Raw genomic sequence first — 16,765 nt, 5'->3', positions numbered from 1 at the left:
CACCCATCAACCATAACTCCGATTCAAGCCATGTCCTACCATAACAGCATCATTGAAGCCATCGGCCACACCCCTCTGATCAAGCTCAACCGCATCGCAGCAGGGGTGAATGCCACGATTGCAGTCAAGGGAGAATTCAAGGAACCGCTTGGCAGCGTGAAGGACCGCATTGGCCGTGCCATGATCGAAGCGGCGGAAGCTGATGGCAGGCTGAAGCCAGGCACCACCATCATCGAGCCGACCTCCGGCAACACCGGCATCGCGCTGGCCTTTGTAGCCGCCGCCAAGGGCTACCGCATCATTTTGACCATGCCTGAAACGATGAGCCTGGAACGCCGCACGCTGCTGGCGCTGCTGGGTGCCGAGCTTGATCTCACTCCCGGCCCGAAGGGCATGAAGGGCGCCATTGAAAGAGCGAACGAACTGCACGCCTCGACGCCTAACTCCTGGATTCCCCAGCAGTTTGAAAATCCGGCCAATCCAGAGATCCACCGTAAAACCACGGCGGAAGAAATCTGGGCCGACACCGAGGGCAAGATCGACATCTTCGTCGCTGCCGTTGGCACGGGCGGAACGATCACGGGCGTGAGCGAAGTAATTAAATCGCGCAAGCCGGATTTCAAATCCATCGCGGTGGAGCCCGCGGCATCACCAGTGATCACGCAGACTCTGAATGGCGAACCGCTGGTGCCAGGCCCCCACAAAATTCAGGGCACCGGTGCCGGCTTCGTGCCGAAGAATCTCAACATTAAAATCCTCGATGAAGTCATCAAGGTCACCAATGAAGACGCGATCCACACGGCGCAGCGTCTTGCCCGTGAAGAGGGCCTGCTGGTGGGCATTTCCACCGGAGCCAACGTCTGGGCCGCGCTGCAAGTCGCGGCACGACCGGAGAATGCGGGCAAGCTGATCGTCACCGTGGGGTGCAGCACGGGAGAACGTTACCTCTCCACGGCACTCGCCGACGAAGCTCGCAACAAAGTCGGGGCCTGATGCTCCTGCTGCTGACCCACTCTCCCGATTTCCCGACAACACCCACCACCTATGAACAGACGCGACTTCCTCCAACTGAGCACTCTGTCCGCCGCCGGACTCACGGCCTGCGGCAAACAAAAAATCGATCCCAAGGCGCCGCTGCGCTTCGGCCACTTCCCAAACATCACGCACATTCAGGGACTCGTGGCCCATCAGCTCAGCCGTCAGGGCAAAGGCTGGTTTGAGCCGCGTCTCGGTGTGCCGGTGGAGTGGTTTGTGTACAATGCAGGCCCCTCCGCGACGGAGGCCATCTTTGCCCGTGCGCTGGATGTGACGTACATCGGCCCCAGCCCGGTGCTCAATGCCTACGCCAAATCCAAAGGCACGGAACTGCGCATTCTCTCCAGTGCCGCCACTGGTGGCAGCGCTCTGGTCGTGCGCCCGGCGGCCAACATCAACACACCCGCTGATTTCAAAGGCAAGCGCATCGCCACGCCCCAGCTTGGCAACACGCAGGACATCGAGCTTCGCGCCTGGCTTTCTGACAACGGCCTCAAAGTGACGCAGACCGGTGGCGATGCCTTCGTGCTCCCCACGCAGAATCCGGATCAACTTGCACTGTTCGTCAAAGGCGAGATCGACGCCGTCTGGACCGTGGAGCCCTGGGTCTCACGCCTCGAACTCGAAGCCGGTGGCAAGATCTTCGTGGAAGACAAAGGCACTTTTGCCACCCTGCTTGCCTCAAGCGCCGCCTTCGTGACGGAGCGTGCTGAGCTGGCGAAGAAACTCGTCGCTGCGCACATTGAACTCACCGAGTGGATCAAAAAGAATCCGGCTGAAGCCCGCGAATTGATCAAAGCTGAGCTGAAAGAACTCACCACCAAGGCCCCGGGCGATCCCCTGCTGGATCGTTCACTGCCGCGTGTGGTGCTGAACACTGAAGTCTCTCGTCCGGCGCTGGACGAGATGGTGGAATCCGCCAAGAAGGCCGGCTTCCTCCACGACATCCCTGCCCTCGACGCCCTGCTACCCAAGCTCTGATCCAGCGCCACCTGAATGACTTTAGACGAAGCACTCCACAATCCGCAGCCGGCCAAACTCCAGGTTCAAAACGTTTCCAAAACCTACCATGGCGCACGCCAGACGGTCGAGGCGCTGCAAGACATCAACCTGCAGGTGGCCGAGGGCGAGTTTGTCTGCCTGCTCGGTGCCAGCGGCTGCGGCAAAAGTACCCTGCTCAATCTCATCGCAGGTCTGGAAGCGCCGACCTCCGGCAGCATCCATGCCGATGGCCAGCCCGTCACCGGGCCGGGGCGTCAGCGCATGGTCATGTTTCAGGAGCACGCGCTGTTTCCCTGGCTGGATGTCATCAACAACGTCCTGTTTGGCCTGAACTTGAAACCGGGCCTGACAGATGCTGATCGCAAGCAGCTGGCGATGTACTATTTGAAACTCGTCGGCCTGGAAAACTTCGCGCATGCCAGCATCCATGAGCTGTCCGGTGGAATGAAGCAACGTGTCGCACTGGCACGCGCCCTGGCTCCCAATCCGCGCGTTCTGCTGATGGACGAACCCTTTGCCGCGCTCGACGCCATGACGCGCGAGCAGCTCTACGCCGACCTGCAGGACATCCAGCAGAAGCGCTGCAAGACCATCGTCTTCGTCACTCACAATGTGCGCGAAGCGGTCTGCCTCGGAGATCGCGTGGTGCTCTTCACGCCACGCCCCGGCCGCATTCATGCGGAGTATGTGGTGAAGCTGCCACGCCAGCGCGACATCAATGATGTCGCCGTCGCCCAGATCGCCAGCGCCATCACGGTGGAACTCAAAAAACACTCCCCTGCTGCGCTATGAAACGGTTTCTTCGCTCCTTCGCTTTTTTCGCCGTCGTCGTCGCCCTGTGGGAAGCCGCATCGCGCGCAGGCTGGTGGTCGCCCGTGCTGGTGCCATCCCCGCTTTCCATCGGCCAGTACCTTTGGACTGCCGCGCTGGATGGCACCCTGCTTGCCGCCGGGATGGTGACTATGACCCGGCTCATGATCGGTTACATCATCGGCCTGCTGGTGGGCATCCCGCTGGGCCTGCTCACGGCGCGCTTTCGTTTTGCCGAAGACACCATCGGTGTTCTCGCACTTGGACTGCAAACTCTGCCGAGCGTCTGCTGGGTGCCGCTGTCGCTGCTGTGGTTCGGGCAAACCGAAACCGCCATGCTCTTCATCGTCATCATGGGCACTCTGTGGGCGGTGCTGCTGGCCACGGATCATGGCATTCGCCAGATCCCGCCGATCTACCGCCGCGCTGCCACCACCATGGGCTCCAGCGGTTTTCATCTGCTGTGGAATGTGCTGCTGCCCGCCAGCCTGCCTCACCTTGTCAGTGGCATGAAGCAGGGCTGGGCCTTCGCCTGGCGCTCTCTCATGGCGGCTGAGATCTACGTCACGGTGCTCACCGGTTTTGGCCTCGGCCATCTGCTGCATTACGGGCGCGAGCTGCAGGCCATGGATCAGGTGGCCGCCATCATGCTGGTGATCCTTGTCGTTGGTTTTGTGGCGGACAAGGCATTGTTCAGTCCATGGGAACGCTTCCTGCGCAAGCGCTGGGGGCTGTCCTAGCCTGCCCCCCCATGCTGCTGTTCTTCCTGATCATCTGCGCCGCCAGCCTCGGTGTGTCGTTCTTCTGCTCGCTCACCGAGGCGGTGCTGCTCAGCCTCAATCCGCTGGATTTGAAGCTGCAGGAGAAGAAGGGCGTTGCGCATGCGGCGCGCTGGCTTCTGCTGAAGAACCGCATCGAGCGGCCGATTTCCGCCATCCTCGCCTTCAACACACTGGCGAACACCGGACTGGCCACTCTGGCCGGGGCGCTCTTCACCGGGATCTACGGGGCGGAGTGGCTGGGGCTGTTTTCCATCGTCATGAGCGTGGCCGTGCTCTTCGGCGGTGAGATGGCCCCCAAGATCATTGGCGTGCATCATGCCGCGCGCTTCGCCCCCCGGCTGATTGTTCCGCTCACGTGGATGATGTTTGTCTGCCATCCGCTCATCCTGCTGATGGAGAAATTTTGTGAGAAGCTCAAGAGCGGCGCGGGCGACGGCCGCGGCCAGAGCGACCACATCATGGACATCATCACTCTGGTGCAGTCAGCGCGGTCTGAGCAGCTGCTGCACAACCACGAGGAAATCATCATGATCCATGCGGCCACGCTGAGCGCCCGCCGCATCAAGACCGCCATGGTGCCGCATGGGGCGGTGAAAATCTTCGATGCGCGCAAATCCCTCTTGGAAAACGTACAGGCGCTCGGCCCCAAGCTTCACCGCAGCTACCCCGTGAGCCGCACGGGAGACGCGAGCCAAATCACCGGCTACATCCGCGTGCGCGAGCTGTTTTTGCAGAACCTCACCGAACCCGGCGCTGACTGGACCACGCTGATCCGCCCGGTGCTGCACATCCAAAGCATGGCGTCTCTGACTCAGCTGCTGACCTTGTTTCTGGAGCAGAGCGAAATCGCCTCCCTGGTAGATGATGCCAGCGGCAAAATGACCGGCTGGATCACCATGGATGATGTGATGAAGGTCCTCATGGGCGCGAGGGTCTGAGCTTTCATGCGCACGGTGGATCCAAATCAGCAGGACCTTGTTTTGAAGGTCAGGTCAGCAGCATTGCACGCCCGTCTCCTGGATATGAACGAAAAATATTCACAGGCAGATCTTATTCATATTGACATAGTATAGTTTAAAGCTCATCATCGTCTCCTTGACCGACTCATGACCTTGGGAGGTACCTGATAAAGCATGCAATCTCACACCCATTGTTCTCATGTCTTTCTTCAAACAGAAAACACCCGATCGTTCGGCATCCAAAGACCAGTTCGGCCGCATCCACCAGCCTGAAAGCAGAGGCCGTTTTTACTGGCGCTTCGTCCCCGGTTCCAAAGCCGCCCTTGAACTGGCCTATGACGCCGAGGCTTTCGACGACACCCATTTTTTGCCTGCCCCAGTGGTTGGAAGTGTGCGCCGCAAGGCGAAAAATAGCAGGTAAAAACGCAGAAAAGGCAGCTCCTCATTCATGGGGGATCTGAGGAGCTGCCTGACCCGCTGTTCCATCCTGCGCTCAATTACTCAGCGCCGCCGATTGTGACTGCCATCCCTGGCGGAAGATAATTTCAACCTCCTCACCTCACCAACACATCCACGATCATGCCTCCTCCTCCGCGTTATTCACCTGCTGAAAAGTCGGCTCTTGTAGCCGCAGCCCGTTCCCAAATCCGCCAAGGCATCAGCCGCAAAGAAGTTGCCCACAGGCTGGGCATCAACCCGCACTCCCTGGGTGGCTGGCTGCGCGAATCGACGATCAACATGCTCTACCCACCCTTGCCGCCATCGATGCCGCGGAATCGCTCTGCCTAGCCGATTCCATACTCCAGCAAGCACCACAGCCGCGCTTTGACACAACCACGTCGCATCGCTCCCGGCGAAAAAGTTTCTTATACCTACTGGACAAGAGTGATTTAGAGTTTAATAACCTACTATCACGATATGCTTTTAAAGCGGCGCCTCAAAAACGCCATCCTGCACCGATCCGGCAAACGGAAGGTTCCACCTCAAAAGCAATCCCCGCCCTGATCCTTCTTCATGGGAAAGACAGCGGGGTCCCTGGAAAGCCTTCATGAAAAACCCACAGCCATCTTCAATCATCCCAGCATCAGCTCCGGAAACGTTCCGGCTTTGTTGAGGCTTTTGAGAGCTTGCCAGGACGGCTGCACCATCCGTCCTGGCAGCACTGATGACCTGACCTGCTGACGCGACCATCGACGAGGTCCGCAGCACCCCGATCCGTTTGCACGGAAGGATTCTGCCACCATGCCCTGATCAGCTGATCGCGAAGACGAAGGCTGCGGGCGCACCTGAGACCAGAGGTTTCACAGCCCCATGTTTATTTCAAAGAACACATCTTCATTCAAGAACACACTTTCCGCTCTGTTCGCCCTGCTCCTGCCCCTTGCCGCTCTGTCACAGACGAGCTCATCATGGAACTCTGATGCCTTGGGCAACTGGAACGATGGCACAAAATGGCTGGGCGGCACACCTGCCAGCGGGGCCGATCAACTGGCCGACTTCAGCCTGCTCAACATCACCGCTGATCGCACGGTGACCGTCAATGCCGCGTTCACCATTGGGTCGCTCAAGTTTGCAGACACGACGCAAAGCAACATCTGGACGCTTGCCAGCAGCGGCACCAATGTGCTGACTCTGCAGACCACCACCGGGCTTCCCAGCATCAATGTGGTCGGCGGAGGAACAACGATCATTTCCGCCAGGCTGGGTGGAACGCAGGGCTTCGACTTCACCGGTGCAGGCATATTGCGCCTGAGTGGTGGGACCAACAATTCCTTCACCGGCAATGTCAATCTCGTCACCACGGGAGGCACTTTGCAGTTTACAACTGGTTCGCTCAACTCCGCGACAGGCGTGGTTTTTCAGGCGGATTCCGCCCTCTCCTGGCAGGCGAATCACACCAATGACCTCTCCGCGAAGATCAAGATCAACGACGGAGTGACAGCCACGCTGAATCTCGGCTCAGGCAACGTCACCTTTGCGTCCGCCTTGCAAACCGGCGCCTCCGCCACGGGCGGGATCATCAAGAATGGCGGCGGCACCCTGACCATCACCGCCGCAAACACCTTCACCGGACTCTTCCGTGCCCGTCAAGGCCGCACCGTGCTGTCAGGCGGTGACAATCGCCTTTCCGCCTCAGGCACCATTGCCATCGGTCAGGCAGCTCAGAGTGGCATTCTGCAACTCGGCGACAGCAGCGGCGCCAGCAACCAGACCACCCTGGGCCTGACCTCAGCCGGTGCGGGAAACACAGGGAACTATGTCGTCGGCGGCAATGCGGCCGTTTCCACCCTGACGATCAACAACGCCGATGCGAACACTTATGGTGGGCAGATCGGCGGTGCCGGGACGAATGAAAACAACATCGCCATCGTCAAGGGCGGCGCGGGAGTGCTCACGCTGTCCAGCACGGCGAGCACCTTCACCGGCGGCGTCACGATCAACACAGGCACAATCAGCTTTGCCTCCGGTGCACTGGGCAGCGCGGGCTTGATCACCTATGCAGGCACGTCATCGCTTCAGTGGGCCACAGGAAACACCAGCGACCTTTCCGCTCGAATCAAAATCAATGATGGCGTCGTCGCCACCATCGATACAAATGGCAACAATATCACTTTCGCCACCGCCTTGCAGACCGGCACGCTTGGCTCCGGCGCGCTCACGAAAGGCAGCACCGGCACGCTCACCATCACGGGGGCCAACACTTACACCGGCGCCACCCGCATCAATAACGGCCGGGTGATTCTCACCGGCGGCGATGGACGCCTCTCATCCTCCACGACGCTTCAACTGGGCAACGGAGCCAACAGCGGCGTCCTTCAGCTCGGCAATGCCACGGGAGCCAGCAACCAGACGGTGGTCGGCCTGGCTGTTTCTGGTAATGTTAACAGCCAGTCGAATGCAGTCGTCGGTGGCAATGCCGCGATCTCCACACTGACCATCAACAATGCCGGCACCGTGACCTGGGCGCAGATGCTTGGTGGCACGGGCACGAATGAGAACAATCTGGCGCTCGTCAAAAGCGGCGCAGGCACGCTCACACTTTCAGGGGCCTCCAACACTTTTGTCGGGGATGTCGGCATCACGGGTGGCATCCTGGCCATCACGAAATCCGGCGCACTGGGTGCAAGCCCGAAGACCATCACGATCAGCGGCACTACTGACGCCCCCACTTTGAAACTCGACGGCAGCAACGGTGACATCAGTTTGGCCTCAAATCTCAGTTTCATCACCAGCAATGACAGCGCCACGGCACCCGCCATCCTGAGCAGCGCAGGAAACAACCTCATCGCAGGAAACATCGCTCCGACAACGGGAGGCTTTGGCACAGGCAACACCCGCATCAAGGTGACGGCTGGTACGCTGACCTTGAACGGCGGCATCGCACCTGCCACAAGCGCCACAGGCCCGGTCAGTGTGATCTTCGATGTCACCACCAGCGGCAGCGCCAATGGCGTCATCTCCGACAATGGCAGCCATGTTCTTGGCGTGACCAAGGAAGGCGCGGGCACATGGTCTCTGACTGCTGCCAACAGCTACACGGGAGCCACCACGGTGGATGCAGGGCAGCTCAATATCACGACTTCGCAGACGGGCGGCGGTGCTATCACGGTGGCGGATGGCGCCGCATTGGGCCTCACCTTGAGTGCGGCAGGACAGACATTGAACACTTCAGCCCTCACCCTGGGAGCCAGCACCGGCAGCACGCTCCACCTGAACCTCGGCAGCTTCAGCAATCCAACCGCCGACTTGATCAGCGCCACAACCTTCAGCACCAACGGCAGCAATGTCCTCAACATCAGTGGCACGGGGCTCAGCGTCGGAACCATCAATCTGATCAGCTACACCGGCAGCATCGGCGGCGCAGGTTTCGGTGGTCTGATGCTCGGCACACTGCCAGCACGCGTCACCGCAAATCTCGTTGATAACGCCGGTGCTTCCAAAGTTCAGCTCAACATCAGTGCTTTTGATGTGCCCAAATGGACCGGAGCCACCAGCAGCGACTGGGACATCAACGACGGCCCCGACCCGACCACCGGCACGGGAACGTTGAACTGGAAGGAAACCACCAGCGGCACCGCCACCCGCTACCTCCAGTACGTTGGCGTCATCGACAGCGTGCGCTTTGATGACAGCGCCACAGGCTCCACCAATGTCAATCTGACAGCCCAGCTCACGCCCAACTCCATCCTGGTCGACAACACGATCAAGGACTACACCTTCAGCAGCACCGGCTATCTGAGCGGGACCACTACGCTGCTCAAGCAGGGGACCGGCAGCCTCACCATCATCAACAGCGGATTCAATGACTTCACCGGCGCCACAACCATCAGCGCGGGCACATTGATCCTCGGTGATGGTGTCACGGCAGGTATGGGCTCCTACGGCACTGGCGCCATCTTGAACAACGGAGCCATCGTGCTCAACCGCCCTGAAGACTTCTTCTTCTCCAACGTGCTCAGCGGCAGCGGCACACTGACCAAGCAAGGAGCAGGAACAGCGATCCTCTCTGGCAACAGCGCCACCTTCAGCGGTGCCATCACCGTGAGCGCCGGCACCCTCAAGCTCGGCAACGCCAACGCGCTGGGAGACACCACTGGCGGCACGCAGGTCTCCTCCGGTGCCACACTGGATGTCACGGGCTTCACCGCCATTGCGGAAAACATTCAGCTCAATGCCGGCACACTGAAAGTCACCAGCGCCACCACCAACAAAATCACCTCCTCAATTCTCCTGAATGGCGGCGGCACGGTGGATGCATCCAGCGGTGCGACGCTGACTTTGAGTGCAGCCCTGGCAGGCACAGGCGGTTTGACCAAGACCGGAGCAGGCACGCTCGCAATCACCGCAAACAGCACCTACACCGGCGGCACCACGATTCTCCAAGGCATCCTGCAGGTGGGGTCCACCATTGCCACCAGCACGGGCTCCCTGGGTGCTGGAGACATCACGCTGAATGCTGACGGCTCCAACACTGCCACGCTGAATTTTAGGCACTCCGACACTACGCTGAATATTTCCAGCAACATCGTCACCACCTCCGGCACAGGCACGAATGCCATCACCATCGACAACGGAGTGGCGGGTGTCATCACCTTCAGCGGCACCAACACATTCACCGGCAACGTGACCGTGAACACCGGCACGCTGACCATCACCAACGGCAGCGCACTCGGCATCGGCACCAAAACCATCCGCATTGCCGGGGGCAACATCCCCAGCCTGCAGCTGGACGGCTCGGCTGGAGACATCACCCTCAGCAGCGATCTCAGTTATGCACTCAGCAGCGACGGTTCCGTGAACACCGCAGGCGCGATCTCAAGCGTGGCGGGCAACAACATCATCAACGGCACGATTTCGCAGATCAATGGCGGCGGCGGCAATGCTCGTATCACCGTTTCGGCAGGGACTTTGACCATCAATGGCAGCATTGATGCCAATGGCGCGACGGGAAACCGCAACATTCTGCTCGGTGGCACGACCCTTGGCACGGTCAATGGCGTGATCAGCGACTTCAACAACAGCGCCATCTCCATCGTCGGTGTGACCAAGGACGGCACCGGCACCTGGGTGCTCAATGGAGCCAACAGCTTCACCGGTGCGGTGACTGTAAGCGCCGGCACGCTGAAAGTGAACGCCATCGCCGCAAATGGCACGGCGCAGCCGCTGGGCAGCGCCACCAGCGCGGTCTTGATCGGTGCGGCGACCACCACGGGCACGCTTGAATACACGGGAGTCACGGACGCCACGCTGGGCCGGGCCATCACGGTCAACGGCGTGGGCGGTGGCATCATCAAAAACAGCGGCGGCGCGGTGCTCACGCTCAGCGGCATTCTCACGCGTGTGGCAAACCGTGCGCTCACTTTCAGCGGCGGCACATTCATCGTCACCGGCCAGATAACCGGAGCCTCGTCGGTGAACAACATCGACGGCGTCACAGTCACTTTCTCAAACACCACCAACAACTTTGTAGGTTCCACCGACGTCTTCAACGGCGGTACTTTGAAGAACGGAGCCAGTGAAGTGCTGACTGACACCAGCACTCTCGTTCTGGGAGAAGCAACGGGAAACACCAATGGCACCTACGATCTCAATGGCTTCAATGAAACCCTCGCCGGACTCACGAGCTCCGGCACTGGGACTAAGATCGTCACCAGCAGTGCCGCCAGCGGCATCTCCACACTCACCATCAGTGGCACAGGCTCCTTTGATGGCGTGATTCAAGATGGAGCCACTGCGCAGGTCGCACTGACCAAGAGCACCACCGGCACACTGACACTCAGTGGTGCAAACACCTTCACGGGAGCCCTCGCCATCACGGGCGGCACGATTTCAGTCGGTCAGTTCAGCTCGCTGGGCGGCGGCATCTCTGCCATCACGCTCGGCTCCACTGCGGTGGGCACCCTTTCCTACACCGGTGGCACGGCCACACTCAGCCGTAATTTCACCATCAGCGGCACTGGCGGCGGCGTGATCAGCAACGCCGGCGGCGGCACGCTCACACTCACAGGCACGCTGACAAAGGACGGCACCAAGCTCACGCTCAGCGGCGGCACCTTCACCGTCAGCGGACAGATCACAGGTGCCTTGGCGAACTCCGACCTCATCGTGACCGGTGGAGCTGTCGTCACGCTGACCAATGCGACCAACGACTACAACGGCCCCACCCTCGTGAATGGCGGTGCCACTTTGAAAAACGGTGTCGCCAATGCGCTGCCGCTTACTTCCGTGCTCACGCTTGGAGCCGCCACAGACAACACTGCAGGCACGTATGATTTGAACGGTTTCAACGCCACTGTCGGTGGCCTGGACACAGCCGGAACGGGAGCCAACATCGTCACCAACAGCGCAGCCTCGGGCACGCAAACACTGACGGTGGCCGGTGCCGGCAGCTTTGCCGGAGTCATCCAAGATGGAGCCACGGCACATACCGCACTGACGAAAAGCGGCACAGGAACATTGACGCTGAGCGCAGCGGAAACCTACACAGGCAAGACCACCGTCAGCAGCGGCACCCTGGCCCTGAGCGAGGCGGGCTCGATCCAATCTTCCAACTGGGTGCAGGTGGATGCCGGTGCCACGCTAGACGTGACCGGTGTCTCCGGGGGATACGCCCAGAATGGAAGCTCAAGCAGTGGTGCCATAAGCGGCACCGGCACTGTCGCAGGACCCATCACGGTTGGGGGAGCCGTGGTCCTCAGTGCCGGTGCCAGCTCGGACCCTGCCAGCATCAGTACCGCCGGAGACGGCTTTGGCACGCTGGCTTTCACCAGCGATCTCACGCTGGCAGGCGGTGCCACCAGCCTGCTTCCGCGGGCGCTGTTTCAAATCGGTGCAGCTTCGGGCAACACCACGGATCCCACCCTCGCAGCGAATGTTCTCGCCTTCGGCAGCACCACTTCGACAAGCATTGACCTCATCAGCGTGGCCGGCACGCTCACTCTGAATTCCGGCAGCCTGCTCAAGATCACTCTGGACAACTACACCCCTGTCTATGGCGACGTGTTCAACCTGATCGACTGGTCAGCCGTCAATCTGAATGGCTTTGATGTCAGCACCGACTTCGAGCTCCCGACGCTGACCGACCCCTTGCTGCACTGGAACACCGACCAGTTCGCCGATGCAGGCATCCTCTACATCACCGGCTCAGTGCCCGAGCCTTCCCGCGCCCTTCTTTCTCTCGGCGGTGTGGCGGCACTCGTCATGCGCCGCCGTCGCTCCGCCCGAAGCTTTTCAACACACCAGTCGTGAGGCGATGAAGCCAGCGGCACCGGCTGATCCTCAAAGGGGAAGGTCATCCATCGCCAACAACGCAGGCTGTCACGACCTGAGGCATCAGGAATGGCGCTGCAAACACAGCACTCAAATCATGTCTTCACCCGCTTCCTTCAAAGTTCATTCCTTGATGGACACCCTGCTCCGTATCAGCGCAGTCGCTGGCCTCGTCGCCCTCTTCCTGAGTCTGCTCGGTCTGCTCACCTTCATCGCCCGCTGAACCTTTACCTCGCTGGAACCCCGATGAAAATCCGACCTCTCCTGTGGCTCACCTTCACACTCGCCAGCCCATGGCTGCATGCCGCCGATCCCGAGACGGCCAAGATCGAGTTCTTTGAAAAGAAGATCCGCCCCATCCTTGCGGACAACTGTTATACCTGCCATGCGGCAGACACCAAACCCTCTGGCAATCTGCGGGTGGATGATCGCAACGGCCTTCTCACCGGTGGAGACAGCGGCCCGGCCGTCGTCGCGGGAGATCCGTCCGCCAGCCTGCTGCTGCAGCGCATCGTTCACAGCGATCCGAAAAAGATCATGCCCAAGGAGGGCGACAAGCTCAGCGCCGCGCAGATCGCGGATCTCACCACGTGGATCAAAGACGGAGCCGTCTGGCCGCGTGAACGCATACCCGCCTCCCTCACGGCGCCCAATCCTGAAATGGAGGCTCTGAAAAAGAAGCACTGGGCCTGGCAGCCGCTCACGCAGCCCGCCGTGCCTGCGGTGAAGGATGCGCAGTGGCCTGAAGGTGATGTGGACCGCTTTGTCCTCGCCAAACTGGAGGACCAACAACTTCCGCCTGTGGCTGATGCGGACCGCATCACGCTCATCCGCCGCGTGACCTACGACCTGACCGGACTGCCGCCTGCACCGCAGGAAATCGAAGACTTCCTCCATGATCGATCATCGACGGCTTTTGCCCGCGTGGTGGACCGCCTGCTCGAAGCGCCGGCTTTCGGCGAGCGCTGGGGACGCCACTGGCTGGATGTAGCGCGCTATGGCGAATCCACCGGCCCCTCACGCAACATCCCGTATCCTCACGCCTGGAAGTATCGGGATTACGTCATCGACGCCGTGCGCCGTGATGTGCCGTTTGATCGCTTCCTTCAGGAGCAGATCGCCGGAGATCTGCTGCCGGCACAAGACAACCACGAACGTGACCGCCTGCTCACGGCCACCGGTTTCCTGGCACTCGGGGTCAAAGATGTGAACCAGCGCTTCAAGGTCCGCTTCATCATGGACAACGTGGACGAGCAGATCGATGCCGTGACTCGCTCCACGCTGGCTCTCACGGTTACTTGCGCGCGCTGCCACGATCACAAGTTTGATCCGATCCGCATGACGGATTACTACGCACTCGCGGGCATCTTCACCAGCACCGAGAATGGCGCAGGAGTGCGCAACAAGATGGGCGGCAGCGGACTCGACTACTACAACCCGGCCAACCTTGTGCGACTGTCCGGCAGCCCGCCTCCGGCACCGCCCGAGAAGGTGAAAGATATCGAGGCCAGACTCGCTGAAGCCAAGAAGGCCTGGGAAGGAATCCGTGGCACTCCGGAAGGACTCAAACCCGGCGCTGATGGCCGCCCGACGCAGCGCCCTTTCCGCATGCGCTTTGAGGCGCTGCAAAACGAACTGCATGATCTCACCGATCCTGCCGCTCAGGGTTTCGTCGTGCATGGCGTGCGTGATTCACAGCAGATCGCCGACACTGAAATTCGCATCCGCGGCGAGGCGGAGCGTCTTGGCCCGGCGATCCCGCGCGGCTACCTCACCACCTTCACCGTGCCGGATGCACCGCAGATTCCCAAGGAGCAGAGCGGCCGCCTCCAGCTGGCCCAGTGGCTCACGAGTCCGCAAAACCCGCTCACGGCGCGGGTGATCGTGAATCGCGTATGGCAGCACCTGTTTGGCACGGGCATCGTTTCCACCGTGGATAATTTCGGGATCAATGGCGACCTTCCTTCGCATCCCGAGCTGCTCGATCATCTTGCAGGTGAGTTCATCCGCCAGGGGTGGTCCACCAAGAAGCTCGTGCGTGAGCTCACGCTCTCCCACGCTTATCGTCTCGGCTCGTCAGCACCGGAGCGGCATCTGGAGGCGGATCCTGCCAATCGCTTCATCTGGCGCCACTCGCCGCGCCGGCTTTCGGCGGAAGAGCTGCGGGATTCGATGCTGGCCATCTCCGGCAAGCTGGTGCCCAAAGAAGAAGTCTCTCCGGTAACCAGGTTGCGCATGGTCGAGATGCGCGACAACGGCCCCGAGGCCGCCGGCATCCACATCGCGGCAGATTCCGGCCTGCAGCGCAGTGTTTATCTGCCGCTGCTGCGCGGCGTGACACCGAAGTCGCTCGAAGCCTTTGACCCCGTGGATCAAACACTCGTCTCCGGCGAGCGTGCGAACACCACCGTGCCCATGCAGGCTTTGTTCCTGCTCAATTCATCCTTTGTGCAGCATCAGTCGCTCGCCCTGGCGGAGCGTGTATTGAAGCTGCCCGCCGAGCAGCGGCTCTCGTACATCTGGCAGCTCACGCTGGGCCATGAACCAAGCGCGGCCGATGAGAAGCGCGCGGTGCGATTCGTCGCCGAGCAGGCTGCGAGCTACGTGCCGACGCCGAAGCCCCCTGCCTCCAAACCCGCAGCGGTGATCGCTGCCGCCACGGAGGCGGGTGCAGCCGTAGTCCCACCGGCGAATGCCGACGACGTGGACCGCAGCGCCGCCGCCATTCCCGAGCCTGAAGCCGTGCCAGCCGACGCCAAATCCGCCGCGTGGATGAGCCTGGCCCAGGCGCTGTACGCCTCCGCTGAATTCCGCTTCATCCGCTAACATCTCCTACCATCATGCACCACAGACCCCTTTTCTCCCGCCGCACCGCGCTGCAGACCACCGCAGCCGGATTTGGATACATGGCTTTCAACGGCCTCATGGCCGCCGAGGCCATCCGCAATGGCAGGCCGCTGAAGCCGCTCGCCCCCCATGAGCCGCATTTTACCGCCAAGGCCAAGCGCATCATCTTCATCTTCATGGAAGGCTCCATGTCCCAGCACGACACCTTTGAGTACAAGCCCGAGCTGATCAAACACGATGGCAAAGCAGGCCCCGGCGGCGGCACGCTCACGAAATCAAAATTCCAGTTCAGCCAGCACGGACAGACCGGCTCGTGGTTCTCCGAGCTGCTGCCAAACATCGCCAAACACGCGGACAAGCTCACCTGGCTGCGCGGCTTGCACACGGACACGCCCGCGCATCCGCAGGCCGTGGTGCAGCTGCACACCGGCAGCGCCAATGCGGCCCTGACACGGCCCAGCCTGGGAGCATGGCTGCTCTACGGCCTCGGCACGCCCAATCAGGATCTGCCCGGCTACATCACCGTCAATCCGCCGCCGAACTTCGGTGGGGCGGTGAATTACGGCAGCGCCTTTCTGCCCGCGCACTATCAAGGCACGCGCATCACCGATCAGGGATACCTGCCCAATTTGAAGCCAGCCACGAACTCACCCCAGCAGCGCCGTCAGCTGGATCTCATTCAGTCATTCAATCGTGATTTCGCCGCCCAATCCGGCGCACCAGATCCGGTGGAGGCCATCATCGACTCGTATGAACTCGCCTTCCGCATGCAGGGCAAGGTTGCCGAACTGCTCGACATCTCGAAGGAGCCTCTGAAGATCCAGAAAGCCTATGGCGTGAACGATAAAGGACCAAAGGCGGCCTTCGCGCGGCAGTGCCTCATGGCACGTCGCCTCAGCGAGGCGGGCGTGCGTTTTGTGGAAATCTGCCAGGGTGGGTGGGACCACCACAACAACCTCCACAAGGGCCTGATCGACCGCACCGGCTCCGTGGACCAGCCCACCGCCGCGCTGCTCTCTGATCTGGAACAGCGCGGGCTGCTCGATGAAACACTCGTGCTCTTCGGCTCGGAATTCGGGCGGCTGCCCACCATGCAGGGGCCGGATGGCCGCGATCACAACATCACCGGCTACCCGATGTTCCTCACCGGGGCAGGATTGAAAAAAGGCTACGTGCACGGCAGCACGGATGATCTCGGCATCAAGGCGGTGTCAGGCCGCATGCACACCAATGATCTCCACGCCACGATCCTGGCCCTCATGGGGCTGGACCACGAACGCCTCACCTACCGCTATGCCGGACGCGACTTCCGCCTCACGGATGTGGCGGGGGAGGTCGCGCGGGAAATTTTTGCGTGAACTGCAGAGGGCGCAGGGGCGGTGCAGGACTGTGACAAAATAACAACAGAACCATTTTTGTTTGTTAACTGTCCCTGCTGCTGCGCCGGCGGCGCGCGGTGTGAGAAAGCTGCACGAGAAATTTATTCCCATTTGACGAGTAGGAATAAAGCAGCAACATAACTCACACTTATACAGTAGGACTAAACAATCATGTATTACG

At 60.8% G+C, this 16,765-nt stretch carries 11 protein-coding genes; all 11 read left to right on the top strand.

Annotated elements, in window-relative coordinates; translation table 11 throughout:
- Positions 1 to 30: 30 nt before the first annotated feature.
- Positions 31 to 993 (top strand): cysteine synthase A, encoded by a 963-nt coding sequence (gene cysK, locus AC24GY_RS24445; RefSeq protein WP_487688277.1) that lies wholly within the window; start codon positions 31 to 33, stop codon positions 991 to 993.
- A 51-nt stretch (positions 994 to 1,044) separates the two neighbouring features.
- Positions 1,045 to 2,016: an ABC transporter substrate-binding protein gene (locus AC24GY_RS24440; protein WP_422320998.1), complete on the top strand. Its 972-nt coding sequence runs from the start codon at positions 1,045 to 1,047 to the stop codon at positions 2,014 to 2,016.
- A 15-nt stretch (positions 2,017 to 2,031) separates the two neighbouring features.
- Positions 2,032 to 2,829 (top strand): ABC transporter ATP-binding protein, encoded by a 798-nt coding sequence (locus tag AC24GY_RS24435; RefSeq protein ID WP_487688273.1) that lies wholly within the window; start codon positions 2,032 to 2,034, stop codon positions 2,827 to 2,829.
- Positions 2,826 to 3,587, top strand: coding sequence for an ABC transporter permease (locus tag AC24GY_RS24430; RefSeq protein ID WP_487688271.1), 762 nt, complete (start codon positions 2,826 to 2,828; stop codon positions 3,585 to 3,587). Before AC24GY_RS24435 ends, AC24GY_RS24430 begins: the two co-directional genes overlap by 4 nt.
- Before the next feature lie 11 nt (positions 3,588 to 3,598).
- The gene (locus AC24GY_RS24425; RefSeq protein WP_487688269.1) at positions 3,599 to 4,567 is read left to right on the top strand and encodes a CNNM domain-containing protein; all 969 of its coding nucleotides are present in this window, start codon (positions 3,599 to 3,601) and stop codon (positions 4,565 to 4,567) included.
- Positions 4,568 to 4,787: 220 nt separating this feature from the next.
- Positions 4,788 to 5,009 carry a hypothetical protein gene (locus AC24GY_RS24420; protein ID WP_422320994.1) on the top strand — a complete coding sequence of 74 codons (222 nt, stop codon included), beginning with the start codon at positions 4,788 to 4,790 and terminating at the stop codon, positions 5,007 to 5,009.
- A 158-nt stretch (positions 5,010 to 5,167) separates the two neighbouring features.
- Positions 5,168 to 5,377 carry a transposase gene (locus AC24GY_RS24415; protein WP_422320993.1) on the top strand — a complete coding sequence of 70 codons (210 nt, stop codon included), beginning with the start codon at positions 5,168 to 5,170 and terminating at the stop codon, positions 5,375 to 5,377.
- A gap of 522 nt (positions 5,378 to 5,899) precedes the next feature.
- Positions 5,900 to 12,337 carry an autotransporter-associated beta strand repeat-containing protein gene (locus AC24GY_RS24410; protein WP_487688265.1) on the top strand — a complete coding sequence of 2,146 codons (6,438 nt, stop codon included), beginning with the start codon at positions 5,900 to 5,902 and terminating at the stop codon, positions 12,335 to 12,337.
- A gap of 118 nt (positions 12,338 to 12,455) precedes the next feature.
- Positions 12,456 to 12,581, top strand: coding sequence for a hypothetical protein (locus AC24GY_RS24405; protein WP_422320991.1), 126 nt, complete (start codon positions 12,456 to 12,458; stop codon positions 12,579 to 12,581).
- A gap of 23 nt (positions 12,582 to 12,604) precedes the next feature.
- Positions 12,605 to 15,184 (top strand): PSD1 and planctomycete cytochrome C domain-containing protein, encoded by a 2,580-nt coding sequence (locus tag AC24GY_RS24400; RefSeq protein WP_487688262.1) that lies wholly within the window; start codon positions 12,605 to 12,607, stop codon positions 15,182 to 15,184.
- Positions 15,185 to 15,198: 14 nt separating this feature from the next.
- Positions 15,199 to 16,563 carry a DUF1501 domain-containing protein gene (locus AC24GY_RS24395; RefSeq protein WP_487688260.1) on the top strand — a complete coding sequence of 455 codons (1,365 nt, stop codon included), beginning with the start codon at positions 15,199 to 15,201 and terminating at the stop codon, positions 16,561 to 16,563.
- Positions 16,564 to 16,765: the final 202 nt, after the last annotated feature.

The organism is Prosthecobacter sp. Pr1 (assembly GCF_057652315.1).
This window is presented reverse-complemented; position numbering and strand designations above follow the sequence as displayed.